Below are 26139 nucleotides of genomic sequence, written 5' to 3' on the forward strand. Positions count from 1 at the left end.
GTTTTTGGGGGGCTTCGTCTTGGGCGAGTGGTCAAAAAATCGCCAATCCGAGCGCACCGGGGCCATGTCCCGCTCAGTCGCGGGGCCCCGAGGTTGGCGGGGAACGACATGCCGATGGCGGCGCAGGCCAGCGAGCGGGTGCCTGCCGCCCGCGTGGGAGACGCCACCAGGCGCCATGCCGCCGATGCTCAATAACGGTAGCGGAGCTCGATCATGTGGAAATCCGCCCCGGTCGTATCCGAGCCATTAACGCCGGCATCGGAATAGTGAAGAAACCGGTAGCCGAGCCCCAGCTGTCGATATAACGGCCCCCCGATGCCCAGGGTAAGGGCGAACTGGAAGGGCCCACCAAAATCCTGCATACCGAAGCGATGCCGACTGAACAGGGCGCCTCCCGCGCCCAGGTCCAGGAGGAAGCGCCCATCTTCGCTCCCGAGGGTCAACTCCGGGATGACCGACACGACGAGCGCGTTTTCTCCCACTCCCCGCAACAGGCCGGCACTCGCCATCAACCGGGTGCCCATCCCCCAGCCCGAGGTGGCGTAGGTCTCCCAGGGCAGCGCGAAATTGGCCGACAGGTCGTACTCCTCGAAATCCTCCGGCGCCTCCTCCCCCAGCAGGGTCTTCTCCGAGACTCGGGCACGCAGGCCGAGACTCTGCAATTCCAGGTCATCGGCGAAGCTCGGTGAGGCAGCGAGCAGGCAAGCGAGGACCATCGCTAACAGCCCGAAAGATACTGAATGGCGAGGCATCCCGATCACTCGCATCGTAGGCTCACTTGAAGGAAAGACCCCCCGAGCCGCCTCATGTGAGCGGCGGGAAGCGAGCGCGGCGAGTCGATGACGCTCGGGAAGCGTCGGTGATGCCCGGGCTCCAGCGCACCAACGCCTCAATAACCGTCGCCGCTTTGCTGCGCAAATCAGCTTCCGACCCCGTTTGCCAGGACGGCCAGGCCATCGCAGTTATCGAGGCGCAACGCGATGATCTCCTGATACTCGGGTGAGTCATACCATCCCTTAGCCGCTTCCTTCGAAGGAAACCGCAGCACCACCGTCACATGCCCGGCATCGCCTTCCACGCCTTCACTTTCGAAATCTGCCGCGAGTATCTCTGCCCCATGAGCTTCTAGGATGCTCGGCACAGCCGCAAGGTAGGGATCATAGGCTTCCCGATCATTGATCCGGTAGTTGAAGACAAGATAAGCGGACATGACGTATTCCCCCTTTCTTACGAGACCCAGAGCCACGGGAAAATGAGGCCGCCTCCCAGTGGGCGGACCATGCTTTTACAGTCTAGTCGGCTTCGCGGCCCTGGCCGGCAGAATCTGGCGAGGGGAATGGCAAATGCAACACACCGCCCTGGTGATCGCGTCAAGGAAGAGGTAGCCGGCCAGGATCCTATCATCGCTGTCGAAGAAGACAGTCCGCGGAATGGCAGGCATGCTGGGAGGCTGGCGACACGCGATCCCGGAGGCCACCAATGACAGCACGCCTGATCGACTTTCAGCAGGAGGATGAGGCGCCGCGCTGGCGGGCCATCAACGATGATGTGATGGGCGGCGTCTCCCGAGGGAATATGCGGGGGGAAGATGGCGTCGGCGTGTTCAGCGGCGAACTCTCGCTGGAGCATGGCGGCGGTTTCGCCTCGGTACGGCGCGAGCCCGAAGCTTTCGCGCTTGACGACGTCTCAGGCCTGCGACTCTACGTGCGCGGCGACGGCCGCCGCTACCAGCTGCGCGTGTACAGCAACCAGCTGATCGAAGGTGCCGCTTACCGGGCCGTCTTCCAGACCCGAGCAGGTGAATGGCAGCGCGTCACCCTGCCCTGGCATGAGTTCGAAGCTGTCTTCCGTGGCCGGCGGCTGGAAGATGCTCCGTCGCTCGACCCCGGGACGATCCATCAGGTGGGATTCCTGACCGTCGACCGGCGGTCGGGGCCATTTCGATTGGAGGTGGCGTGGCTCGAAACGCTGGGGACAGATGATGAAGGCAGGATCTGGTAAGAAGGGGAAGAATGTACCCTTCGACTTTGGGCAAGCTCGTAGCCGCGAAGCGGCAAGGCCGCCTCACGTCGAGGCTGTTGTCAGGCGCTGGGGCCTATCGCCTTCTTCATCAGCATCCAATTTCCGGTGTGGGGGCAGCGAGGAAACGAGACGATCGGTCGCTGCGCGATGACTTGGTAACCAAGCTGTTCGTAAAGCTTTCGCGCTCGAGCGTTATCTTGCGCCACAATCAGGCTCAGTGCCTTGGCATTGGAGGCGTTGGCGAGATGCTCTGCCCATTCCATGAGCTTACGCCCCACTCCCTGCCCGCGAAACGTCGAGTCCGTGGCCACGGCGTTGACGTACCACGAGCCGGGTACCAGCGCCTCAAGTTCGACGAGCGGCCGCACGACGGAAGGAATTTCGTCCGATGGGCCGGTTTCATCGGAATCAGGCAATCGGTATCCGAGCAGCATACCGGCGATTGTGCCGTCATAGGTGGCGACATAGGCGTTCGTATAACTGAAGCCGCCTTCCGTTCGGGCCACCCGACGAGCACCAAACGTCATGACATCCTCGTCCGGACCGACCATGCGCTCCCAGAGATAAGCAGGGATCCCCTCCCCTGCGATGTTCATGAGTTCGGCCAGTTTTGGCGAGTCCTCTACCTTGGCCTTGCGTATCGTCAATGTCATGGCCTGTTCACTGAATTCGGTCATGGCTTAAGCCATGCGGAACTTCCTATCAACAGCTTAATCCCTCAGCGGCTGAGCGCCAGCGGAGCCGGGCGGCGGCCTCTCCCGAGGAGAAATGGGTGAGGAAGACAGCGTCGGCGTGATTGGTTCGGGTGGGACTCACCGGCCCTGACGGCAATCCGGTTGAGCAGGTCGTTGCGAAGCTGAGAGTGCTGCTGCGCAAGGCCGCCGCCCGAACCGTCGATACGCTTTGGTGGACGATTGGCTCCCAACTCGACCGGTTCACCGTCAGCGAATGCGAGCGCTATATTCTGTAGTGCGGCTATGGCCGGGTAGTGTGGGAAAGCTCTAAAAGACCTCACATTAAACTGTACTTATCACATAGCGACGGAGAACGTTATGCTGGGTGCTATTCTTGGTGACATCATCGGCTCGGTCCACGAAGGGGCCGGGACCAAGCATCGTGACTTTCCTCTCTTCGTCGCACAGAGCACCTTCACCGACGATACCGTGCTCAGCGTGGCCGTTGCCGAGGCGCTGCTGCACGGCGGCGATTACGTCCCCCACTTCCATGCCTATTATCATCGCTACCCCGGCGCCGGCTTCGGCGGCAATTTCGCACGCTGGGCCGAGCGCCGCGACACGACGCCCTATTACAGCTGGGGCAACGGCTCGGCAATGCGCGTAAGCCCCGTGGGCTTCGCGGCGACCTCGCTCGACGACGCCCTGGCCGAAGCCAAACGCAGCGCCTCGGTCACTCACAACCACCCCGACGGAATCCGCGGTGCCCAGGCCGTGGCGGCGGCCATTTATTTGGCACGCGACGGTGCCGGCAAGGCCCAGATCAAGCGCCAGATTGCTTCGCGCTTCGGCTACGACCTCGATACCCGCCTGGATGCCCTGCGCCCCGGCTACCGGTTCGACGTTTCCTGCCAAGGCTCGGTGCCGCCGTCGATCGTCGCCTTTCTCGAAAGCGACAGCGTCGAGAGCGCAATTCGCAACGCCATCTCGCTGGGCGGCGATGCCGACACCATGGCCTGTATCGCCGGCGGCATCGCCGAGGCCTTCCATGGAGGCTTGCCGGACGAGCTGCACAAGGAAGCCATGCGCCGGCTCGATTCACCGCTGCGCGACGTCGTCGACGCTTTCCGCGCTCGTTTCATGACCGTCTGATCCGACGCTATGTCTCCTCGCGCACCAGATTGATCAGGCTGCCGAAGCGGATCATGTCGATCTGACGCTTGGACAGGTCGTGGTGCAGGGTGTAGCGCTGCTCCTTGGTGCGGTTGTGCAGGGTAACCTCGTCGCCTTTGCCGAGGGCCGCCACGACGTCGTCCAGAACCAACTCGTCATCCTGGTCGCAGGCATCGAGGTCGTCGGGATTGGCGAAGGTCAGCGGCACGACGCCAAAGTTGGCGAGGTTCTGCCTGTGGATACGGCCGTAGGAGATCGCACACACCGCGCGCAAGCCCAGGTAGCGAGGGGCGATGGCGGCGTGTTCACGGCTCGAACCCTGGCCGTAGTTCCGCCCGGCGACGAGGAAGAAGCCGTCTCCGTCGAGCGCCTTGGCGCGCTGGCTGAAGTCGGGGTCGACGGCCCGAAACACATAGTCTGCGATGGCCGGGATGTTGCTGCGCAGCGGCAGCACCTCGGCCCCGGCGGGCATGATCTCGTCGGTGGAGACGTCGTCACCGAGCTTGAGCATCACCGGACCAGCGAACTCAGCCGGGATGGGCTCGAAGTCCGGCAGGCTCTTCACGTTGGGGCCCTTGATCAGCTCCACCAGGCCGCTGTCCTCGGCGGGGGGCACGAGCATCTCGCGGTTGATGGCGAGCCGCTCGGGTTCTTCGAACCGTGGGTATGCCATGTCCAGTTCGCGGGGGTCGGCGATCCGGCCGGTCAGGGCGGCGGCGGTGGCGGTTTCCGGGCTGCACAGGAAAACCCGGTCCTCGGGAGTGCCCGAGCGGCCCGGGAAGTTGCGCGGTACGGTGCGCAGACTGTTGCGGCCCGTGGCCGGCGCCTGGCCCATGCCGATGCAGCCGTTGCAGCCGGCCTGGTGCAGGCGGGCACCGGCGCGGATCAGCCGCGACAGGTAGCCATGACTGGCAAGGTTCTCGAGGATCTGGCGCGACGTGGGGTTGACGTCGAAGGAGACCCCCGGGGGTATCCGGCGGCCCTCGGCCATCATCGCCGGCACAGCAAAGTCGCGAAAGCCCGGATTGGCCGAGGAACCCACGTAGGCCTGATAGATCTCCTCGCCGGCCACTTCGCGCACCGGCTTGACGTTGCCGGGGCTGCTGGGCAGGGCGATCAGCGGCTCCAGCGTCGACAGGTCCAACACGACATGCTCATCGTAGTCGGCGCCGTCATCGGCAAGCAGCTCCTGCCAGGCGTCGCCGCGCTGCTGACGCTCCAGGAAGCGTTTCACCTCGCTGTCGGCGGGAAACACCGAGGTCGTGGCTCCCATCTCGGTGCCCATGTTGGCGATCACGTGACGGTCCATGGCGGACAGGGCATCGAGGCCGGGGCCGTAGTACTCGAAGACCCTACCGACGCCACCCTTGACGTCGAAGCGGCGCAGCATCTCCAGCACCACGTCCTTGGCGCTGACCCAGTCGGGTAACTCGCCGGTCAACTCCACCCCCACTACTTTGGGCATGTTGAGATAGAGCGGTTTGCCGGCCATGGCCAGGGCCACCTCCAGGCCGCCGGCACCGATGGCGAACATGCTCAGTGCCCCGGCGGCCGGGGTATGGCTGTCCGAGCCGACCAGGGTCTTGCCGGGCATGCCGAAGCACTCCTGATGGACCGGGTGGCTGACGCCGTTGCCGGCCGGGCTGAACCAGGCGCCGAACTTGCGACAGGCGCTCTGCAGGAACAGATGGTCGTCGGGGTTCTTGAAGTCTTCCTGCAGGAGGTTGTGGTCGACGTACTGGGCCGAGAGCTCGGTGCGCACGCGCCCGATCTGCATGGCCTCGAATTCCAGCATCACCAGAGTGCCGGTGGCGTCCTGGGTCAGGGTCTGATCAATGGCAAGCCCGATCTCCTCGCCCGGCTCCATCCTGCCTGACAGCAGGTGGGATTCGATCAGCTTGCGGGTCACGTTGAGCCGTGTCATGACGCGCTCCCGTCGGGGTTTTGCCTTCAGTCTAGCAGTCCAGGAACCGACCACCGCGTTGCCGCGGTCACGCCCCTCGGACAGTACGTAAACCGAGGCCGGCGTTCGCGGTTTTCGGCTTTACATGACGGTTAACCCTCTGCTACGCCAAAGGAGCGTCTAACGTTGATGCGCTCTCTCGACCACAGGAGGTGTCAGATGGCGACTTACATCGAGAAAGGCGATATCTATTTCTTCTACCGGCCCAAGGTCAACGTGGACAAGGTGCAGGGGCTGGATGATGTGCAGCGTCTGCATGTGGTGCTGGCGCCCGATGATGAAGATATCGCTCGGCTGTTCGTGGTGGGCAAGAAGCGTATGCCGGAAATCCTCAAGGGTAAGCAGAAATCCACCGCGCGCGAGTGGATGATGAATGATATGACGGGCAAGCCGAAGGAAGTCGGCGAGGCCCTGGCGCCGCTCGAGTATGAGACCAAGACCCGCGGCGAGCAGGAACAGGGCGAGGCCATTCCCGTCGGTGAGGGCCGCTATGCGATCTTCGAGCGCGACAGCAGCACCCGCCTCGCCTACCGGCTATCCAGCCCGGACAAACCCGGCAAAGCCCAGCAGGAATTGGGAATACTGGCGGAGGCGAGCTTTATCATCTCGGTGCGCAACCCCTCCCTCGATGTGCCTGGCTTTCCGGATTCCAAACCAAACTATCCCAAGCGTTTGCAGGACAAGTTCGCCGACAAGCGCTGGATAAATATCGATGATGGCAAGCTCCTCGATTACCCGAGCGCCCAGTTTCTGCTTATCGGCGCACATGATGCGCTAAGCGAGGAAGACGTCACGATCAGCGGCAAGGCGAAGCTGTTCAAGACCCTGGGACTCAACAAGCGCGATTGGCCTACGGCAGTACTCGAGGCCGGCAAGCTCGCGGAGCCGCAAATGAAGCCCGGGAGTCACGAGCCCAAGGGCGACCGCAGCAAGGGCGGCGAGCGCGGCGGCAAGGCGGCCCGCGACACTTCGTCGGCGGCCGGCATCGCCCAGGCGCTCAAGGGGGTGGATTTCCCCTGCGGCAAGGCCGAGCTGATCAAGCAGGCCAAGGCCAACCATGCCACGGACGAGATCATCGAGGTACTCAATGAATTTCCCCGCCGGCAATACCAGACGATGGCCGACATCCAGAAAGCGGTCGGAGAGGTGCGCTGATGGCACAGTTCAGATGTGAAATCTGTGGTGAGGGGTTCGAGCAGAAATCCCGCTACGAGCGGCACATGCAGACGTCTCACCCCAAGCAGGCGGTGTCGGCTGCCGATATCGAGAAAACGCTGAAAGGCGTCGACTTTCCCAGGACTCGTGACGGGTTGCTCGATCGCGTGGGCGACGAGGCACAGCCTGTGCGTGAGATCCTCGAACAGCTGCCCAACCGGGAATATCGGGACGCTGCCGAAGTCGCACGCGCCTTCGGCGAACTGCGTACTCACAAGAAGGCACCCGACAACCAACCAAGCAAGACCGGCGGCCAACAGGCCATGCAGGCGTCCTCATCGACGCCCTCCGCCGCGCGCCTCGCCAGTCTGTTTGCCGGTATCGACTTTCCGGTCAACGGTGACGAACTCAAGCGTTACGCCCGTCCGAAGGCCAGCAAGCAGGAAATGCAGATTCTGGAAAAGTTCGGCGGGCATACGTACCACAACATGGCCGATGTCACCAAGGAGCTGAACAGGGTGAGCTAAGACAACGCGCCAAGTCTTGCTGTCGACCTTGATTGGCCTATGACGCGCATGCCCGAGCGATCGCCACCGCCTGAGGGTTCGCATTATGATGCCGAAGGCCCCGGCTTGGGGCTGTCCGTCACGGTGGCCGGACGAGTGACCGATCTGTCAGCTGGCTTTTCGCCTAAAGCCACATCGTGACGGCCGAACACTACCACGTCTCTCGGCCACCATTCGGGGTGATTGTCGCGGATGAAGGCCAGCATTTTCTCGCGAACATTCATCTCGGCTGCCCAGCCGCTCATGGGTTCAGAAGTCATCAGGTAGAAGGATATCTGCTGCGCCATCTCGGTCTGCCCGGTCACGTAACACAACAGCTTGTGATGCTCGATGACGTTCTCTTCCGCCTCGGCGAATTCCTTGAACTTCTCCCTCAGGCACGCCACGTCGGCGCTCAAGTGAAGGGTCAGCACCATGCAGCGATACATCTTGGCGCTCTTGACCGACAGGTTCTCGAAGGGTTTGGAGAGAAAATAGGTGACGGGCACGTTCAGACGCCGCTCATCCCAGGTTCTCAGGCGTATGAAGGTATAGAAGATACCCTCCACATAGCTCCAATGGCCCTCGAAGATCACTAGGTCACCAACGCGGATGGGTTTGGCCAGCGACACTTGAAACGACGAGAGAATATTGCTCAGCACCGTCTGGCCGGCGATCCCCACCAGCACCGTCAGCACACTGGCCGACGCCAGCAAGGTCACGCCCAACGTTTCGAAGAGCTCGATCTGGCCAAGCACATAGATGGCGACAGCAACCACCATGACCAGGATGATGCCGCGACGCAACGCGTAGAGCGTTGTGAGTAATTTGCGTTCATCGCGGGGTTTGGTGTCATCGATCTCACCAATCAACCGCCGCGTCATCTTCAGCATGAACGTGTCGACGAGGCGAAGCGCGATCGTGCCGACCCCCCAGGCCATGATGGTGATCAGCAGAATATGGAAAAAGGTCGTCGCCACCGCGGAGAACGAGACCGCATAGTCGAGCAAGGACTGCGCCACGAGCGACATGACGACGAGCGCCATGGATACCTTGATCTGGCTGACGAAGATGCTGGGTAACCCCGACGGTAACCATTGCGACGCCAATCCGACCAGGAAATGGACCCCCCACCCCACCAGTCCAATCGCGAGCAGGAAAACGGGGATGGCGATCCACTCCCAGATCTTGAGCATCCCGTAGGAAGCATGGAAGCGTTCCGGAATATGGCTCTCCAACCATGAAGGGCCGTATTCTTCGTAAAGCAAAGGAATGGAGGAAATGCTCTCCGGTGAAACCAGCCAGACTGCGTCCTCGTCCTCGTCATCGACTCGATAACGTGCCAGACGAATGTCATAGGTTTCGCCATCGACATCGAGCGATGCCAATTGCAGATTTCGTTGCGGCTCGCCCGCCTGAGGATTCTGTCCCGAGGGGTCCTCAATGACGGCATCCGGACGCCCGGAAAGATCGGACAGGTCGAGCCACTCGCCACGTCGGAGGACCGACGACAGCTGCCTGGCCAGTAAACTTCCCCGGCTTTTCTGCTCTTCGGGGGACAAATTGGAAAGGTTAAGCACATGGGCTGCCGCCCCAAACTCCTTGTTTTCGGTGAGCTCCATGAAGCTTCGGATCGCATCGCGTGGCGTCAGCCGGCTGAGATCCTCGGGAACGTCGCCAAGCCCCTCGTTCAACGTGTCAATAGAAAACCATTGCTGACTCTCTTCATCTTCATCCTCGTCTTCCGACTGCGCGATACATACGCTGGAAAACGCGAGGGTCATCGCCATGACGGCCAGCAGCAACCATGAGCTGATTAATTTCATCCGTGTCTTACCGTTTTTGTGATGGGTCAAGTCGCTGTTCCACATGGGAGTCGAGCGTGTCTCCGACCGAATGTTCGTCCGTCCCAGCCTGGCGCCAGACTATCGGGGCCAAGGGTGAAGTACACCCCATCGGCCGCTGGCGCGTCCAGCCCCGGGTAGTAACGGGCTGGGCTGATACATGGCTTGATGCGGTAATGGGCAGGGAAAATAGTCAGGTGATAACGAGGGTCAGCCGAAGCCTCAACGTGCATTATCCCAGCCGCAGACGCATTCCACGAAAGCGCCGGCGATAGTGGCTGGGAGTGAGACCCACCCGTCGGCTGAACAGACGGCGAAAGAAGCTCGGGTCGGCGTAGCCGACCAGCTCGGCCACTGACTCGATCGGCTCGTCGCCGGCTTCCAAGTACTGCTTGGATTCTTCCAGGCGCAGGGTGTGGATGTAGTCCATAGGGCTCATGCCCGTTGCCGCCTTGAAGCGACGCTTGAAGGAACGCTCGGTCAGGCCGCTGAGTCTGACCATGCCGGCGACCGGTGAGTGAGTATCGTAATGCTGCGCAGCCCACACTTGAGTGCGCGCGATCACGGCGTCCTCCACCTGCCGCGACGTCGTTAGCGCGGCGTAGGGAAGCTGGCCCTCCTGGTGCCAGTCGATCAGGAAGAGCCGCGCTAGATGCATCGCTTCCTCGACCCCCACCACTCGTGCCACCAGAAACAGCGCCAGGTCCATCCAGGTCGTCCCCCCGCCCGCCATGATGAGCCGCTCGCCTTCGCCGCTGGCGACGAGGATGCGGTGGGCATGCACCCGTATCTCGGGGTGGCGCCTCGCCATGGCATCGCAATAGGCCCAGTGCGTGGTAGCGTCCTGCCCTTCGAGCAGGCCGGTTTCCGCCAGCAACAGCGCCCCGGTGCAGGCGGCCGTCAACAGCACGTGGCGTTGATGGCACTCCAGCAGCCAGTCGATTTCCGGTTCGTAGCGCCCGTCGAGGTCTTCGCCCGGCGCCACCAGCAGGTCGGGAATGCAGACGGCCGTGGGCACCGGGCAATCGACCAATGCCATATCCGGCTCGATCCAGGCGCCGTGAACGTTGCGAAACCCTCGACCATCGCGCGAGACGATCATGGGCCGAATCAACGACGGCCCCACCCGGCCGTGCATCAGCAACTCCCAGTCACGGCCGGCGGCACCGAACAGGTCAAACATGCCGTAGAGCGTCGAGGCAGTGGACTCGGGCACCGCCAACAGCGCCATCGTGATGTCAGGTTGTTCCGCCATGGCTGAAAACCCTCGGTTGCGACCTAATCCACTTTCGTTCAGCGCGCGTTCCGGCACTAGATTGCGAGGGCACACCCCCAAACAGAGGAGAACGATCATGTGCCAGGTCCATGCTCTCACCCCCGCCGCCGATGCCGAGGCCTTCGAGGCGCGGCTGGTCAACGCCCTCAACGAGAGTGGCCTGATGCTGCTGACGGCCATCGGCCACCGCACCGGGCTCTTCGAGGTCTTGGCAGGCCAGCCGCCCCTCGATAGCCAGGCGCTGGCAACCGCCGCCGGGCTCGACGAGCGCTATGTGCGCGAGTGGCTCGGCGGCATGGTCGTCGGCGGCGTCATCGAAACCGATCCTGAAGCCGGCACCTACTGGCTGCCCGAAAGCCATGCCGAGCTCTTGACCGACCGGGGCGAGGCCAATCTCGCCGTGTACGCCCAGTTCGTCTCCCTATTGGGCAGTGTAGAGGATGACGTGGTGCGGTGTTTCCGCGAAGGCGGTGGTGTGCCCTATTCGCGCTATCCGCGCTTCCATGAAGTAATGGCAAGCGATAGCGGCCAGACCGTGCTGCCGGTGCTGTTCGACGCCATTCTGCCGCTGGCGCCGGGATTGATACAGCGCCTCGAGAACGGCATTTGCGTGCTGGATTGCGCCTGCGGCCGGGGTCGCGCCCTGCTGCTGATGGCCGAACGCTTCCCGGCCAGCCGCTTCGTGGGCTATGACCTCTCCGATGAGGCGATCGGGTGGGCCCAGGCCAAGGCGCGAGACGCCGGGCTCGACAACGTGACCTTCGAGGTTCGCGATCTCAGCGACTTCGATGCCACTGCCACGCCGGGGGCCTTCGATCTGGTCACCACCTTCGATGGCATCCACGATCAGGCCAGGCCACGCAATCTGCTCAAGGGCATCCACCGCAGTCTGGCGCCCGACGGCGTGTACCTGGTCCAGGATATCCACGCCTCGAGTCACCATCACCTGGATCGCGACCACCCGCTCGGGACGATGCTCTATGCCGTGTCGGTGAGCCACTGCATGACGGTGTCGCTGGCCCAGGGCGGCGAGGGGCTCGGTACCATGTGGGGCCGTGAACGCGCGCTGGCCTACCTGCGTGAGGCGGGCTTCAAGGATGTTCAGGTCTACCAGCTGGAGCACGACTTTCAGAACGATTACTTCGTCTGTCGGCCGTGATAGTTGCCTTTCGGCGGGTTCGGCCACCCTGACGCTTTCGCTTTCGGCACGGGAACACCGCAAGGGCCAACCGGGCGACGCCGGCTGGCCCTTTGGTTAATTATCGAGGTGGTAAGTCATCAATCGACGTCATTCGTCGACGATGACCTCGAAACCGCCATAGATCAGCCGCTTGCCGTCGAACGGCATCGGATTCACGTCCGGCTTGAGGCGTGCGTCCGCCATGATTCTGGGCATGGCCTGGTCGCGGACGTCCCGCGAGGGCCAGGTCAGCCAGGAAAAGATGACGGTCTCCTCCGGCTGGCACTTCACCGCCATGGGAAAGGAGGTGACCTTGCCGTCCGGCACGTCATCGCCCCAGCACTCCACCATCGACAGGGCGCCGTGCTCCTTGAAGACGGGCCAGGCATCACGGGCGTGCTGGATGTATTTTTCCCGATTGGCGGTGGGGACGGCCGCCACGAATCCATCGACGTAGTTCATGATCGTGCTCCTGTTCAACCATCAAAGATTCAGCGTCAAGTGAGTCCAGGGACGTCTCTGGGCGGAAGCTCCCGCACGGGCCTGACCTCAATCGTGCCGAAACGGGCGGGCGGAATGCGGCTGGCCAGTTGCAGGGCCTCGTTCAGGTCATGGGCGTCGAGCAAGTAGAAGCCAGCCAGCTGCTCCTTGGTCTCCGCGAAGGGGCCGTCGGCGATCAGCATCTCGCCGTCGCGCACTCGCACGGTCGTCGCGGTGTCCACGGGCTGCAGGGCCTGGCCGGCCAGGTAATGGCCCTGGGCCGAGAGGCGCTCCACCCCCGCCACACATTCCTGATTGAGGTCGTGCCACGCCTGCTCGCTCATGGCGTTGATGAGACTTTCCTGGTAATACACCAGTGCGACGTACTTCATGCGTCCTTCCTCCTGCGGTTCACAGGCACTGCTCGGCATGACACGCCACCATCCACTGCACGCCGAAGCGGTCGGTGGCCATGCCGAATCCCCTGGCCCAGAAGGTGGGCGCGAAGGACATAATGACCTCACCGCCCTCGGCGAGCCGCTGGAAGACCCGTTTCGCCTGCTCGGTATCCAGATATTCCAGGAATACCTGGACACCGCGAGGCGCCTGGTAGCAGTCGCCTGCCATGTCGGCTCCCATCAAACGACGCCCGCGGATATTGAGGCAGGCATGGATGATCTGGCCGTGCCGCTCCGGTGGGGTTTGTTCGGCGGCCGGGGTTTCGCCGTAGGTGAGCATGGCCTCGAGATGGCCGCCGGTGATGTCGGCATAGAAGGCCATGGCCTCGCGGCAATTCCCCGGGAAATTCACGTGCAGATTCAAGGCCTGCGGCATCTGGCCATGGGCGCGGTGTTTTTCCAGCGCGGCACCGGGCTCGAAGTCTTCCATGGCAAAGTAGCGGCGCAGCTCCAGGGTGGCGTTGCCGTCGGCATCCTCCCGCGGCCACTGCCTGGCCCAGTCGATGGCCTCGTCAAACGACGCGACCTCGAGCACGCTATAGCCGGCCAGCAATTCCTTGGTTTCCGCAAACGGGCCGTCGATGACCAACGGCTCGCCATCGTGGAACTCGATGCGGCAGCCCTCCCGGCTCGGGCGCAGGCCATCTCCCGTCACGAGCACGCCGGCCTGGAGCAGGCGCTCGTTGTAGTCCGCCATGGCCTGCAGCATTGCCTCCGAGGGCATCACTCCGCTCTCGGTGTCTGCATCGGCCTTGCGCATCAACATGACTTTCATGATTTCGATCTCCGTTGTCTGCACTGACTCGTTTGCATACTGGGTACGTTCTGATGACACGCATTCCGGTACGCACTATTGAGTCGCGCGAGCGCCAGCGGGATCGACAAGTCACATCAGCTTTTTCAGCCATCCGCGTTCAGCCGGGTGCGTCCGGGTTGGTCGGGGAAGCCTCCAGTTCCGCCAGGCGTCGCTCGAGGAAGCGCCGCTCCGGCCCCTGGGTCGTGAGCGCCAGGGCCCGCGCGTAGGCCTGCCGTGCCGACGGGTAGTCGCCGGCGCGGCGCAGCAGGTCGGCTCGGGCAGCATGAAAAAGATGGTAATTCACGATCTGCTTATGGCTGGCGAGCGCATCCATTAATGACAGGCCGGCCGCCGGCGAGTCCCGCATGGCCACGGCGACCGCTCGGTTCAGGGCGATGACCGGTGACGGCTGTTGGCGATACAGCGCCTCGTAGAGCACGACAATCCGCGCCCAGTCCGTCGCCTCGGCGTTGGGTGCCTGGGCGTGAACGGCGGCGATGGAGGCCTGCAGGGTATAGGGGCCGGTAGGGCTGAGCGCGAGGGCCCGCTCCAGCCAGGCCAGACCGTCGCGAATCCGCGTCCCGTCCCAGCGGTTCCGGTCCTGCTCATCCAGCGGAATCAATTCACCCTCGCTATCCTGTCGGGCCTCGCGTCGGGCATCGTGCAGCAGCATCAAGGCCAGCAGCCCGAACGCCTCCCCGCTGGGCAACAGCCGGGCCAGCGACTCGGCCAGGTGAATGGCTTCGGCGGCCAGGCTGACATCGACCACCGTTTCCCCGTCGCTGCGCGAGTAGCCCTCGTTGAAGATCAGGTAGATCACCCACAGCACCCCCGGCAGGCGCTCCGGCAATGCCGCGGTATCGGGCACTTCGTAGGGAATGCCCGCGTCGCGGATCTTGCGCTTGGCCCGAACGACACGCTGGGCCAGGGTGGCGGGCTTCTGCAATAGCGCGCTGGCCACCTGCTCGGTTGTCAGGCCGCCCATCTCGCGCAGGGTCAGCGCGATGCGATCCGCCATGGCAAGGCTGGGATGGCAACAGGTGAACAGCAGCCGCAGCTGGTCGTCCTCGATGCTTGGGTCTTGCCATTCGAAAGCCGCCCCTTCGAAAGCCTCCTCGGGCATGACGAGATGCGCATAGTGGCGTGACGTCTGGCGGCGGCGAATCTGGTCGATGCCGCGGCGCTGGCCGACACGAATCAGCCAGACGGCAGGATCGTCGGGCGTCCCCTCCGTTGGCCATTGATGCACGGCGGCGGCGAAAGCTTCCTGCATGGCGTCTTCGGCCAGGTCGAAATCCCCGAGCAGCCGAATCAACGTCGCCAATACCCGGCGCGACTGTTGTCGATAGAGCTGGTCGATCAACGGCTGGTTATGCATAAAAATCACAGGCGCGAGACGCCATGCACGGTACAGAAGGTCAGTTACAAAAATCTCCCCTTTATATTAGCGCAGCGCCTGCCCGATTGCCCCGCCATGCGGGTTGGACACTGGCAAACCTTGCCGCATTGAACGATGCTCAGGCTGCAGCCCTTGAGAGGAGGATCGATGGGACAGACTCGTGACCCCCACAATCTGGAAGAACTGATTGATGACATCGAAGCCATCGACAGCCCCTCCGGCCGGATACGCTTCGATGATGTGCTGGATGCCACGGGCCAACGTTCCTTCGGCCCCCTGCTGCTCATCGCGGGATTGATCACCCTGATTCCCGTCATCAGTGGTATCCCCGGCGTGCCCACGCTCATGGCCTTGTTCACGCTGCTGGTTTGTGTTCAGCTGCTCCTGGGCCGCCGCACCTTCTGGCTGCCGCGGTGGCTGCGCGAGCGAAACATCGAGGACAGCAAGGTCCATAAGGGGCTGCGCTGGATGCGCCGGCCGGCAAGGTTTACCGACAAGTTCCTTCATCACCGACTGGCCGTGATGACCGGCAAGACCGGCAGGCGCCTCACTGCCGTGGCGTGCGTGCTGATCGCCCTAGTCATGCCACCGATGGAGTTCATCCCCTTTTCTGCCAGCCTTGCCGGTGCTGCGCTTAGCCTCTTTGGCTTGTCGCTCATGGCCCGCGATGGCCTCCTGGCGTTATTGGGTTTCGTAGCGACCTTTGCCGCTCTGCTGCTGGTCTTCCCCTATGTGATATAGGAGACGCTGTCCATGCTCCAACTCCAGCAGATACAACAGGCCCGCGACACCATCACCCCGACGCTCTCGCCTACGCCGCTGATTCTCGACCATGTTCTCTCCGACCGGCTCGGCCGCCGGGTCTGGCTCAAGGGCGAGCTTTTTCAGCGTACCGGCTCATTCAAGTCGCGTGGGGCGCTGAACTGGCTGCGCACGGCATCGGCGGACGAACTGGCCGGTGGGCTTGGCGCGGTTTCGGCCGGCAACCATGCGTTGGGGCTCGCCTGGGCGGCTCGGGCGATGGGCGCCGCGGTGACCATCGTGATGCCGGAGAACGCCAGCCCTTTCAAGGTCGAGGGCACGCGCCGCCTGGGCGCGGAGGTGATCCTGCACGGCGACATCAACGATGCCTGGGCGCTGATGCACCGCCTGGTCGAGGAACGCGGTCTGACGCTGGTACATCCCTACGACGACGAGCGCATCATCGCCGGCCAGGGGACCGTCGGTCTCGAGATTCTCGACCAGGCCCCCGAGGCCGGCGCCATTCTCTGTCCCGTGGGGGGCGGTGGGCTGATTTCGGGGATAAGTGTTGCGGTGGCGACGCGTCAACCGTCGCTGGAAGTGATCGGCGTGGAACCCGAAGGGGCGGCCAGCATGGCGCACGCCTGGCAGCACGGCGCGCCCACCCGGCTCGAAAGCGTGGCTACCTGTGCCAAGAGCCTCGCGGCGGCCGTCGTCGGGGAGCTCACCTATCCGCTGTGCCGTACGGGCGTCGCCTCGCTCGCCCGAGTGGACGAGCCGGCCATTCGTCACGCCATGCAGCATCTGTTGTATCACGCCAAGCTGATGACCGAGCCCGGCGCGGCAGTAGGGATTGCGTGCCTGCTCGACGATGTCGTGGCGCTGCCGCCATCGGGCGATATCGTGGTGGTGATCACCGGCGGTAATCTCGGTCGCGAGGAGTTGCAGGCGTTCCTGTGATCCTCGCCGAGCCGTGTACCGCTTGAGTTGGCCTTGAGATGGCCTTGGGATGGTCCTGACAGTGCCTAGACGCCGCTCCACTCGTCGCCGTGGCGCCGGGCGCACCCTTCCGCTTCCAGCTTGAGCAGATGGGCCAGCGCCGAGCGTTCGGCAACGGGGTGTCGCGTCTCGGGCGCGTCATCGTAGGCGTGTCGGGTCAGGGCGCTCAGGCTCGCCGGTCCGTGGAGCGACAGCGCCCGGGCCACCTTGTGCTCCCTCGCTAACCGGTGAGTGATCAGAAAGTCGATGACCGCTTGGGGGTTACCCATCAAAAAGCCGTGGCCGGGCGCGAGATGGACGATGGGCTCGGCCATCAGCCTATCGAGGGCTTCCAGGTAGGCGGCCATGTTGCCATCCGGCGGATTGATGACCACCGTGGAGCCCTGCATGACATGGTCGCCCGAGAACAGCAGCCCCTGCGCCTGCAGCAGGTAGCAGAGGTGGTTGGAGGCATGGCCGGGCGTGTGGATCACCCGGAGGGCACCGGCCGGGGTAGCGATGATCTCGCCGTGGGTGAGGACCTGATCGGGGGAGAATTGCTGGTCCTGGCTGGCGCCAGTTGGGGGCGGCATGCCGGCCACCACGGCGCCGGTGCGCTCTTTCAGCAGTGCCGCCCCCGGCGAATGGTCACGGTGGGTGTGGGTAACCAGTATCCGGGAAATACGGCCACCGGTAATCTCCAGCAGCCTGTCGAGGTGTTCAGGGTCGTCAGGGCCCGGATCGATAACGATTTGGTCATCCTCGTCCCCCAGCAGGTAGGTGTTGGTGCCGGGGCCGGTCATCATGCCCGGGTTAGGCGCGGTCAACCTCACGACGCCGGGGGCCAATCTCACCGGGACGCCGGGGACGATCTCGGCACTGGCGATACCCCGAGCCAGCGGGTCGAGTGTCCTGACTTCTTCGAAGGCGGGCGAGTCCGGCTCGACCATGTGCCTGGCGCCGCCCTTGCGAGCAGGCCAGGCACAGCCGGGAGAGGGCTCGGGCGGCGTGGCGTGGGCATAGCGCATCAGGGCATCGGTGGTATCGAAATCAGCGAGGATGCGCAGGGTCCGCCGGGTCGGGAAGCTCAACTGGCGCCGTCCACAGCGGTGGTCCTCCAGCGCCTGCTGCGGCCTCAGCCAGGCGTGGTCGATGACCTCCGCTCCATCGGGTCGCACACGCTGGTCATCCGGTGCCACCGTGACGAAAAAGCGAGTATCGAAGCGCCGCGGCGGTCCCTTGGGCGTCACCCAGTGGCCGAGATAGGCCAGGCGATCCAGCGGCAGGCTCAGGCCACGCTCTCGACAGAACGCGAAGAAGCTCACCTCAGCCCGATTCAGGGCGTCGCGTTGCATCGGGAGCACCGCATCGTCATCAACCGGCATCCGCCCCTGACGATCCACCGCCAGCAACAGGCCGGCCTCCTCGAAGCACTCGCGAACGGCTGCGATCAGATAGTCGGCACCGCCTTCGTCCAGGCTCATCGTCTGACTGATCGAGGCGTCACCGATGCCCGTCATGATCTCCTGGCAGGCCGTGTCCCTGGCATCCACGGCACCGCCCGGAAAGACGAAGTAGCCAGGCAGGAAGACCGCCTCCCAGGTGCGTTGCAGCAGCAGGATTTCCAGACCCTGCTCGGCGTCGCGGACGAGGGCCAGTGTGGCGGCGGGGCGTATCTCCATTCAGTCACCCGATCCTTTGCATAGTGATGGGGCATCAGCAGCCCCGCGGGGCGAGCTATCAACTGCTCTGTGAAAGTGACGCGGCACCCGCGCGCTGGCGTTGCGGCCCGAACAGGCAGGCTCCCAGGAGGATCAGGCCGGATATCGTCGCGATCATGCCGGCGGCGCTCACCGAGACATCGAAGCCCAGGCCCAGCCAGATCAGGCCGTGTCCGGCCAGCAGATAGCCCAGCACCGATGAGATCAGCGCAAAGAGCTGGCTCCAGGCGATCTGCACGCCCAGGCGATTGGTCATCAGCCGCGCCGCGGCCGCCGGACAAATGAACATGGCGATGACGATGATCGACCCCACCGCCTCGAAGGCGGCGATCGCCGCGATCGCCACCATGGTGACCAGCAGCAGATCGACGATCACCGGATGGGCGCGCACGCTGGCGGCAAAATCGGGGTCGAAGCTACCGACCACCAGATGGCGGCGAAACACCACCACATAGGCCACCACCAGCAAGCCCACCCAGGCCACGCGCGCGAGCTGTGGCGGCAGGTCGGCCAGCGCCACCGGGTCGAACAACGAGGCGAGGCTCACCCCCTCGAACCAGATCAGGCTCTCTAGGTTACCGTACAGCGCATGCTCCACGTCCAGGTGCACGCCGCTGGCCTGGCTCCACTCGAGCAGCAGCACGCCGAAGGCGAACAGGCTGGTAAAGGTGACGCCCATGGCGGCGCTGATTTCCACCCGGCCAAGCCGGCGTATCAGTTCGATCATCACCACCGTGACCAACGCCGACACGCCGGCGCCCAGCATCATTGCCGTGGAGGCGAGCGTGCCGGTGAGCAGGAAACTCACCACGATGCCGGGCAGGGCCACGTGACTGATGGCGTCACCGATCAGGCTCTGGCGGCGCAGCACCAGGAAGTTGCCGAGCAGCGCGCAGGTCATGCCGATGATCACTGCCACGCTCATCGGCACCAGGCTGAACATCATGAAATCGCTCATGTCGGCTCCCCTGCCCTGGGCTGCAGCAGGGCTTCCAGCGCCGTGATGGCGTCCGGCGGCAGCACGCGAGCGATCGGCTCCAGGCCGGAGTGTTCCTGATGCAGCGCATCGTCGGGATAGCGCCGGCGATACAGCGCCCAGAGCCGCTCTTCATGCTCGGCATCCCGGGCGGCGGAATGCCCCGCGGGCGTGGCCACGCCGTCACGCCGTATATAGCCCCGCCGTTGCAGCAGCCGCAGCGTCAGGCCATCGAAGATTGGCTCGTCTCGCGCCACCGCCAAGAGGCCCTGGCGCAGGTGGACCCGGCGACGAAAACGCTGATGGGCCAGCAAGGTGGCAAAAGCGCCGCGCTGGGGCGACAGCAAGAATGACACCATGAACAGGCCAAACGCCGCCAGCACGATCAACGAGCCGGTAGGCAGCCCCTCGTTGATGCTGGAAAGCGTGACGCCCAGGTAGGCCGACAGCGCGCCGAGCAGCGCGGCCAGGACGACCATGCGCAGCGGCCGGTTGGTCCAAAAACGCGCCGTCACCGGGGGAATGATGGTCAGCGCCACGATCAGGATCAGGCCAGTGACCTTGAGGCCGATTACCACCACCGCCATCAACAGCGTCAGCATCAACAGATCGACCCGCCAGGCGCTCACTCCCTGGGTGCCGGCGAAGGGGGCATCAAAGCAGACCATCAGAAAGTCGCGACGCAGCACGAAGATCGCCGCCAGAAGCCCCAGGGCACATACCGCGATCAGCTTGGCTTCCGAGGCCAGCATGCCCGCAGTCGAACCCACCAGGTAATCGGTCAGGCCGGATTGCCCGGTGACGTTCATCGATTGAATGAAAGTGATCAGCACCACCCCGAAGGAGAAGAAGGTGGAGAGCACGGCGCCGATCGCGGCGTCCTCCCCCAGGCGGGTACGGGCGCTGATCAACTGCACCAGCCAAAGGCCCAGCGCGGCGCTCGCTGCGGCGCCCATCAGGAGCCCCGGCAGCCAGCGACCGTCGCCTTGAACGAGCCCGGCGGCGATGAACGCCAACGCCAGTCCCGGCAGGGTCGCGTGACTGATGGCGTCGCTGACCAGCGAGCGCTTGCGCAGCAGCACGAAGGTGCCGATCATCCCGGCGCCGGCGCCGAGCAACATGGCGCCGATCGTCACCAGGCTGGTGTTGTAGCCCAGGGTGAACGTCAGGGCGGACCACCAGACCTCGATCATATGTCCTCCGAGACCACCGTCGCCGGGGCCACCAGGCGCGCCAGCTGGATCTGGTTGAGTCGTCCTCCGTAAGTCGCCTGGAGGTGATCGGCCGTAAAGACACTCTCTACCGGTCCAGCGGCGATGCGCCGCACATTGAGCAGCAGGACATGGTCGAAGTAGTCGCGCACCGTCGCCAGGTCGTGGTGCACGCACAGCAGTGTTCGTCCTTGCTCGCGAAGTCGCTTGAGCACTTCGACGATAGCCTTCTCGGTGGCGGCGTCCACGCCGGCGAAGGGCTCGTCGAGAATGGTCAGCTCGGCCTGTTGGGTCAGCGCCCGGGCCAGGAAGACGCGCTGCTGCTGGCCACCGGACAGCTCGCCGATCTGGCGGTCGGCGAAGGTTTCCATGCCGACCCGGGCCAGGCTGTCCATGGCCTGCTCGCGCTGGCGGCGACCGGTAATCTGCCACCAGCGCAGGTCACGAAACAACCCCATGATCACCACATCGATCACCGTGGCGGGAAAGTCCCAGTCCACGCTGCTGCGCTGGGGCACATAGGCGACGTGACGGGTCATCTCGGAGAAGGGTTGGCCGAAGACGCGCACGTCGCCGGTCAGCCGCCGCGTGATGCCCAGCACCGCCTTGAGCAGGCTCGACTTGCCGGCGCCGTTGGGCCCAACGATAGCCGTCATGCTGCCCGGCGGCACCACGAAGTCCACCGAATGCACCACTGGTCGGTGATCGTAGCTGACGGTCAATCCGTGGATCGCCAGGGGGCTGGCGGCGATCTCGTCGCTGATCTGTCCCACAGCGCTCATGGTGCCTCCTCGAGTTGATTCAGGCGGCCCAGCCGTCCACCGTCCGGCACCTCGCCACCCAAGGCCCTGGCGATCACGCTGACGTTATGGTCGATCATGCCCAGCCAGGTGCCCTCATAGCTGTCGACGGGTCCCATGGCGTCGGAGTACAGCACGCCCCCGATACGCACCTGATGGTCCCTGGCCTCGGCACCCTCGATCAGCGCCCGGATATTACGATCCGACACCGAGGTTTCGACGAAAATCGCACCGATATCCCGCGTCACCAACAGGTCGACCAGTGACTCGATCCTCGCCAGGCCGGCCTCGCTCTCGGTGGAGAAGCCCTGGATGCCGAGCACTTCAAAATCATAAGCATCGCCGAAATAGCCGAAGGCGTCATGGGCGGTGACCAGCACCCGGGCATTCTCGGGCACACTGCTCAGCACCTCACGCGCATAGGCGTCAAGCGCTTCGAGCTCCACGAGGTAATCGCGAGCATTGGCCTCGAAGATATCCGCATGGTCAGGTGCCAGCTCCTCCAGAGCGTCACGGATCGCCTCGACCACGTACCGCCAGCGGCCGGGGTCCATCCAGACATGCGGATCAGATTGGTCGGCGTACGCCTCATCGGCGAGCCGCGCCTCCTGGGGAACCGACTCGGCCACCGCGTACACCGGGCTGCGCTCGCCGAGCCGTTCGAGAAATTCCTCGAGCTGCGCCTCGAGATAGAGACCGTTCCAGAACACCGCATCGGCGCGTGTCATGGCGATGACGTCGGAACGCGTCTGGCGATAAAGATGCGGGTCGACCCCTGGCCCCATCAGGCCATGCACTTCGACCCGGTCACCGCCGACCTCGCGCAGCACATCGGCAATCATGCCGGTAGTCGCCACCACTTGCAGTTGTGAGGTATCGGCCTGCACGGGCATAGCGGCCAAGACCCCCGTCACCACCAGACAAAGCGACGCGGAAAGACGACCCGCTAGCGACATGAAGCAACTCCTTATCTATTCCATACGGCATTCGATACATACGGCTGACTACGACAGCGAAGGCCGCCAATAATGCCGCTAGGGTACCCTGTCTGGCGATGGTTGCTAAATTGTCTTGGCCTAGCCTGCCCATAGTGCAGGCGCATATCACAGGCACAAGTGACTCTGGGCTCGGTAGAAATGATAGAAGTCAGGCAAGGTCCTAGGTAACCCGGCGCGTTCAGAGCGTCTCGCCCACCTCGATACGATAGCCCAGATCGATGATGCGCTCCTCGGTCGCCTCGCCCTGAATATGTGACAACAGCAACTGCGCCGCCTGACGGCCGATCGCCTCGCGAGGCGTGATCACGCTGGCCAGGCGCGGCGACATCACCTGCCCCACGTCATGACCATGGAAGCCGGCAATGGCAATGCGTTGCGGTACTTGAATGCCGCGCCGCAGGCATTCGAAGTAGGCCCCGACGGCGACATCGTCATTGGTACAGAAAAGCCCGTCCGCCTCGGGATATTCGGCAAGCACTTCCGCCATCAGTGCGGCCCCCACACTGTAGGAGGATCGCTGGGTGCGCTGGAGCTTCAACGGCACCAGACCATGCGCCTCCATGGCCTCACGATAGCCCTGATCGCGCTGACGGGTACGCTCATCGAGACGCACCGCCAGATAGATGATCCGCCGCCGACCGCGGTGGATCATCTCGCTGACCATATCGCGGGCCGCGGCGACATTGTCGAACCCGACCGCGTGATGGATCGGGGGCGTCAGCGAATCCATGATCTCGACACTGGGGATGCCGGCGGTTTCTAGCATGCGGCGACTGCGTGGGGTGTGCCGACTGTCGGACAGAATCACCGCATCGACATTGTAGGACAGCAGCGAGGCCAGGCTGCGCTCTTCGAGCTCCTCGCTGTAGGCGTAATGGGACAGCATCAGGTGGTAGCCGGCCGGTTCAGTGACCGCCTCCACCCCCACCAGCACATCGGCGAATACCTGGTTGGTCAGCGACGGCACCAACACCCCGATGGAACGGCTGGTCGACTTCGACAGCAGGTCCGGGGCGCGGTTGGGAATATAGCCGAGCTGCTCGGCTACCGCGAAGATACGCTCGCGCAGTCCCACGGACACTGAGTCGGGATTGCGCAGGCACCGACTCACAGTCATCTTCGTGGCACCGACTCGGTCGGCGATATCCTGGAGCGTGGGGCGACGTTTTTTCAAGGCAGCTCGCAGCCTGAGTAGTGAATAGTCAGCAGTGCGCAGCCGGAATGTGCGGCCGTAGTGCTTGAACGTACGGCCTAAGGGGCAAGCCGTTGCACGAAACCGTCGGCTAGCCGGTCGGGCGACAAGGCGATGTTCAGTTCCACCGCCTCATCCTCGCCGGGTGGCTCGAGGTCGGCCAGCTGACTATCGAGCATCCTGTCACCCTTGAAGAAATGCCCCTCCCTTGAAGTGAGCCGCTGATGCAACTGCTCACGATCACCGCTCAGAAACAAGATCTTCAGTGAGGGGTCACCTCGGCGCAGGGTGTCGCGATAGCGCCGCTTCAGCGCCGAACAGCCGATCACCACGCTGGCACCCCGCTTTCGATACTCGGCGAATTTTCTCGCCAGCGTCTCGAGCCACGCCTTGCGATCCTCGTCGTTCAATGGAACGCCGCGGGCCATCTTGTCGATGCTGGCCGGGGAATGGTAATCATCGCCATCGATGAATTCGGCGCCGAGCCGCTCGGCTACCAAACGGCCGATATGAGTCTTCCCCGAGCCGGACACACCCATGACCAGGATACGGCTCGAGCGCGTCTCATCTGCTCCTGTCTCGACCATCATGCCTCTCCTCAGCTGCCGCGGACATCGGTGAGGTTGGGCAGCCAGGTGACGATGCCCGGGAAGGCGATCAGGATGACCAGCACTACCAGCAACGCGACGTAATAAGGCAGCATGGCCTTGACCAGTTGCTCCATCGATACCTTGCCCACGCCACAGCCGACATACAGGCAGGTGCCGACTGGCGGCGTCAGCAAGCCAATACCCAGAACGAACGCCATCAGCACGCCGAAGTAGACCGGATCGACACCAACCGAAGTGACGATCGGCGTCAGCATTGGCGCCATGATCACCATCGCTGGCGTCAGGTCCATCACGAAGCCTACAAGCAGCAACAGGAAGGCGACGATCATCAGCAGCCAGAAGGGGTCCTGGGTAATCGCCTGCACTTGCTGAACCAGCGTCTGCGGCACCATGTTGATCGTCAGGAACCAGGCGATCACCGTGGCGAAGGCCAATAACAGCAGCACCATGCCGGTCAGCCGTGCGGTGCGGACCAACATGCCCCACAGCTCGGTGATATGAAACTCGCGGTAGATTACCAGCGAGATGAACAGTGAATAGAGCAGCGCCGCGACCGCCGCTTCAGTGGCGGTGAACACCCCGCCGATGATACCGCCGATCACGATCACCGGCAGCACCAGCGCCAGCCAGGCGGCCTTGAAGGTGATCCAGAGACGGTCGAGGCGAAACTTCCTGGTCTGACCGGAGTGCTGAATGGTGGCCAGGATGAAAGTGGTGAGCATCAGCGCAAAGCCGATCAGCATTCCGGGAACGATACCGGCGATGAACAGCCGACTGATCGAGGTTTCGGTGACGATACCGAACAGGATCAGCGGGATCGACGGCGGAATGATGATGCCGATGACTGACGAGACGGTATTGATGGCCGTCGCGTGAGGTGCCGAATAGCCCTGCTCCTTCATCGAGGGAATCATCATCGCCCCGGTGGCCGCGGTGTCGGCCACGGCCGAGCCGCTGATGCCGCCGAAGAACATCGAGCCGGTGATCGCCACCTGCCCCAGCCCACCGCGCATGAAGCCGACCAGCGCGCCAGCAAGATCCATCAGCCGGCGCGCAATACCGCCGTTGCTCATGACCTCACCAACCAGAATAAAGAACGGAATCGCCAACAGTGGGAAGCTGTTGACGCCGCGAATCGATTGTTCGATCAAGATAGATAACGGTATATCTGAAAGTAGCGCCATGACCAGCGCCGCAACACCCAGCCCGAAGGCGATCGGCAAGCCGATGGCGATGGTAACAAACAGAATGGCCAGGAAGATCCACAACATCTCAGTGTGCTCCGGGGTCAGGATCAGAGGAAGGCGTCAAAGGCGGGTTGCGTATCAGCCGCACGCACTGCCAGGCACGCCATAGTGCTACCGCCACGATAAAGAGCGCACACAGCACCAACGACAGGTTGATCAGGTTCCACGGCACCCCAAGAATCGCGGAGCGTCCAGTGGAGCGCGTCATCACCACATAACCGCCCCACACCATGATGCCCATCAGGCCACTGATGATCAGGTGCTGGAGCAGATAGAGCAGGTAGGCACCCCGCTTCGGAAGCTTGCGCACCAGGATATCCACGGCAATGTGCTCGAAACGCGCGAAGGCCGCGGCGGCACCGATGAAAACCAGCCAGATGAACAGCATGCGTGCCAGCTCATCGGCCCAGGGCAGCGATTGGTTGAGCAGTGAGCGGCCGATCACGTTGGCGGATACCGAAATGATCAGTGCGACCAGGATGACCGCGATCAGCTGCTCCATGGCGACCGTCAGCCAACGGAATATCGCCGGGCCCTTGCGCGCCGCAAAATCCAGCTCGAGGGGCTCGCGATTGGGATCGTCGAGATAGACATCGGCTTCGGGTAAAGCAGGGGTCGATTGAGACATGGGAGACTCCAGTGACAGGACAAGGGGCCAAAGCCCCTTGTCACTGCGCCGCGTATGCAACTGTCAAGTGC

General features: G+C 63.5%; 26 protein-coding genes. 7 read left to right on the plus strand and 19 right to left on the minus strand.

Annotated features, from left to right (window positions below):
* Window positions 1-188: 188 nt before the first annotated feature.
* Window positions 189-752: an acyloxyacyl hydrolase gene (locus BM341_RS11005; protein WP_175507849.1), complete on the minus strand. Its 564-nt coding sequence runs from the start codon at window positions 750-752 to the stop codon at window positions 189-191.
* 167 nt (window positions 753-919) lie between these two features.
* A complete protein-coding gene (locus BM341_RS11010) occupies window positions 920-1210 on the minus strand; it encodes a DUF1330 domain-containing protein (RefSeq protein WP_089795871.1) in 291 nt (96 codons plus the stop codon).
* 269 nt (window positions 1211-1479) lie between these two features.
* Here BM341_RS11010 and BM341_RS11020 point away from each other — a divergent pair, with 269 nt between their 5' ends.
* Entirely contained in the window at window positions 1480-2001 is a 522-nt protein-coding gene (locus tag BM341_RS11020) for a CIA30 family protein (protein ID WP_089795875.1), read from the plus strand.
* 80 nt (window positions 2002-2081) lie between these two features.
* On the opposite strand, the gene BM341_RS11025 is transcribed toward BM341_RS11020, so the two are convergent.
* Entirely contained in the window at window positions 2082-2699 is a 618-nt protein-coding gene (locus BM341_RS11025) for a GNAT family N-acetyltransferase (protein ID WP_245784253.1), read from the minus strand.
* Window positions 2700-3074: 375 nt separating this feature from the next.
* Between BM341_RS11025 and BM341_RS11030 the strand changes: the two genes are divergently transcribed.
* Window positions 3075-3848 carry an ADP-ribosylglycohydrolase family protein gene (locus BM341_RS11030; protein WP_089795877.1) on the plus strand — a complete coding sequence of 258 codons (774 nt, stop codon included), beginning with the start codon at window positions 3075-3077 and terminating at the stop codon, window positions 3846-3848.
* 7 nt (window positions 3849-3855) lie between these two features.
* On the opposite strand, the gene BM341_RS11035 is transcribed toward BM341_RS11030, so the two are convergent.
* Window positions 3856-5793 (minus strand): aconitate hydratase, encoded by a 1938-nt coding sequence (locus tag BM341_RS11035; protein WP_089795879.1) that lies wholly within the window; start codon window positions 5791-5793, stop codon window positions 3856-3858.
* Window positions 5794-5991: 198 nt separating this feature from the next.
* Here BM341_RS11035 and BM341_RS11040 point away from each other — a divergent pair, with 198 nt between their 5' ends.
* Window positions 5992-6987, plus strand: coding sequence for a DUF2795 domain-containing protein (locus tag BM341_RS11040; RefSeq protein ID WP_175507850.1), 996 nt, complete (start codon window positions 5992-5994; stop codon window positions 6985-6987).
* On the plus strand, window positions 6987-7514 hold the full coding sequence (locus BM341_RS11045) for a DUF2795 domain-containing protein (protein WP_089795882.1): 528 nt from the start codon (window positions 6987-6989) through the stop codon (window positions 7512-7514). The genes BM341_RS11040 and BM341_RS11045 overlap by 1 nt, the downstream gene beginning before the upstream one ends.
* An 83-nt stretch (window positions 7515-7597) precedes the next feature.
* Here the strand turns inward: BM341_RS11045 and BM341_RS11050 are convergent, their stop codons facing one another.
* Together BM341_RS11050 and BM341_RS11055 are read right to left on the minus strand one after the other, a co-directional pair.
* Window positions 7598-9358, minus strand: a complete 1761-nt coding sequence (locus BM341_RS11050) for a mechanosensitive ion channel family protein (RefSeq protein WP_089795884.1) — start codon at window positions 9356-9358, stop codon at window positions 7598-7600.
* 250 nt (window positions 9359-9608) lie between these two features.
* Window positions 9609-10631, minus strand: coding sequence for a GlxA family transcriptional regulator (locus tag BM341_RS11055; protein WP_089795886.1), 1023 nt, complete (start codon window positions 10629-10631; stop codon window positions 9609-9611).
* Between the two features lie 97 nt (window positions 10632-10728).
* Between BM341_RS11055 and BM341_RS11060 the strand changes: the two genes are divergently transcribed.
* A complete protein-coding gene (locus tag BM341_RS11060) occupies window positions 10729-11811 on the plus strand; it encodes a class I SAM-dependent methyltransferase (RefSeq protein WP_089795888.1) in 1083 nt (360 codons plus the stop codon).
* Window positions 11812-11940: 129 nt separating this feature from the next.
* Here BM341_RS11060 and BM341_RS11065 read toward each other — a convergent pair whose 3' ends face one another.
* The 4 genes from BM341_RS11065 to BM341_RS11080 form a co-directional block, all read right to left on the minus strand.
* The gene (locus BM341_RS11065) at window positions 11941-12294 is read right to left on the minus strand and encodes a DUF1428 domain-containing protein (protein WP_089795890.1); all 354 of its coding nucleotides are present in this window, start codon (window positions 12292-12294) and stop codon (window positions 11941-11943) included.
* A 35-nt stretch (window positions 12295-12329) separates the two neighbouring features.
* Window positions 12330-12704 carry a YciI family protein gene (locus tag BM341_RS11070; protein ID WP_089795892.1) on the minus strand — a complete coding sequence of 125 codons (375 nt, stop codon included), beginning with the start codon at window positions 12702-12704 and terminating at the stop codon, window positions 12330-12332.
* Between the two features lie 19 nt (window positions 12705-12723).
* A complete protein-coding gene (locus BM341_RS11075; RefSeq protein ID WP_089795894.1) occupies window positions 12724-13545 on the minus strand; it encodes a YciI family protein in 822 nt (273 codons plus the stop codon).
* A gap of 139 nt (window positions 13546-13684) precedes the next feature.
* A complete protein-coding gene (locus tag BM341_RS11080; RefSeq protein WP_089795896.1) occupies window positions 13685-14944 on the minus strand; it encodes an RNA polymerase sigma factor in 1260 nt (419 codons plus the stop codon).
* Window positions 14945-15112: 168 nt separating this feature from the next.
* Between BM341_RS11080 and BM341_RS11085 the strand changes: the two genes are divergently transcribed.
* Both BM341_RS11085 and BM341_RS11090 read left to right on the plus strand, forming a co-directional pair.
* Entirely contained in the window at window positions 15113-15706 is a 594-nt protein-coding gene (locus BM341_RS11085; protein ID WP_089795898.1) for an exopolysaccharide biosynthesis protein, read from the plus strand.
* A gap of 12 nt (window positions 15707-15718) precedes the next feature.
* Window positions 15719-16666 carry a threonine/serine dehydratase family protein gene (locus BM341_RS11090; protein WP_089795899.1) on the plus strand — a complete coding sequence of 316 codons (948 nt, stop codon included), beginning with the start codon at window positions 15719-15721 and terminating at the stop codon, window positions 16664-16666.
* Window positions 16667-16731: 65 nt separating this feature from the next.
* On the opposite strand, the gene BM341_RS11095 is transcribed toward BM341_RS11090, so the two are convergent.
* The 9 genes from BM341_RS11095 to BM341_RS11135 form a co-directional block, all read right to left on the minus strand.
* Window positions 16732-18366 carry an MBL fold metallo-hydrolase gene (locus BM341_RS11095; RefSeq protein WP_089795901.1) on the minus strand — a complete coding sequence of 545 codons (1635 nt, stop codon included), beginning with the start codon at window positions 18364-18366 and terminating at the stop codon, window positions 16732-16734.
* A gap of 58 nt (window positions 18367-18424) precedes the next feature.
* On the minus strand, window positions 18425-19363 hold the full coding sequence (locus BM341_RS11100; protein WP_089795903.1) for a metal ABC transporter permease: 939 nt from the start codon (window positions 19361-19363) through the stop codon (window positions 18425-18427).
* The gene (locus BM341_RS11105) at window positions 19360-20574 is read right to left on the minus strand and encodes a metal ABC transporter permease (RefSeq protein WP_089795905.1); all 1215 of its coding nucleotides are present in this window, start codon (window positions 20572-20574) and stop codon (window positions 19360-19362) included. The genes BM341_RS11100 and BM341_RS11105 overlap by 4 nt, the downstream gene beginning before the upstream one ends.
* A complete protein-coding gene (locus BM341_RS11110) occupies window positions 20571-21374 on the minus strand; it encodes a metal ABC transporter ATP-binding protein (protein ID WP_089795907.1) in 804 nt (267 codons plus the stop codon). The genes BM341_RS11105 and BM341_RS11110 overlap by 4 nt, the downstream gene beginning before the upstream one ends.
* A complete protein-coding gene (locus BM341_RS11115; RefSeq protein ID WP_089795909.1) occupies window positions 21371-22348 on the minus strand; it encodes a metal ABC transporter solute-binding protein, Zn/Mn family in 978 nt (325 codons plus the stop codon). Before BM341_RS11115 ends, BM341_RS11110 begins: the two co-directional genes overlap by 4 nt.
* A gap of 220 nt (window positions 22349-22568) precedes the next feature.
* Complete coding sequence (gene gntR / locus BM341_RS11120; protein ID WP_089795911.1) at window positions 22569-23564, minus strand: gluconate operon transcriptional repressor GntR; 996 nt, start codon at window positions 23562-23564, stop codon at window positions 22569-22571.
* A 77-nt stretch (window positions 23565-23641) separates the two neighbouring features.
* Window positions 23642-24172 (minus strand): gluconokinase, encoded by a 531-nt coding sequence (locus BM341_RS11125; protein ID WP_245784254.1) that lies wholly within the window; start codon window positions 24170-24172, stop codon window positions 23642-23644.
* A gap of 8 nt (window positions 24173-24180) precedes the next feature.
* Entirely contained in the window at window positions 24181-25464 is a 1284-nt protein-coding gene (locus BM341_RS11130) for a TRAP transporter large permease (protein WP_089795913.1), read from the minus strand.
* A 1-nt stretch (window position 25465) separates the two neighbouring features.
* Window positions 25466-26068, minus strand: a complete 603-nt coding sequence (locus BM341_RS11135; RefSeq protein ID WP_089795915.1) for a TRAP transporter small permease — start codon at window positions 26066-26068, stop codon at window positions 25466-25468.
* Between the last annotated feature and the right edge of the window lie 71 nt (window positions 26069-26139).

The sequence above is a fragment of the Halomonas korlensis genome, assembly GCF_900116705.1.
Lineage (GTDB): Bacteria > Pseudomonadota > Gammaproteobacteria > Pseudomonadales > Halomonadaceae > Halomonas > Halomonas korlensis.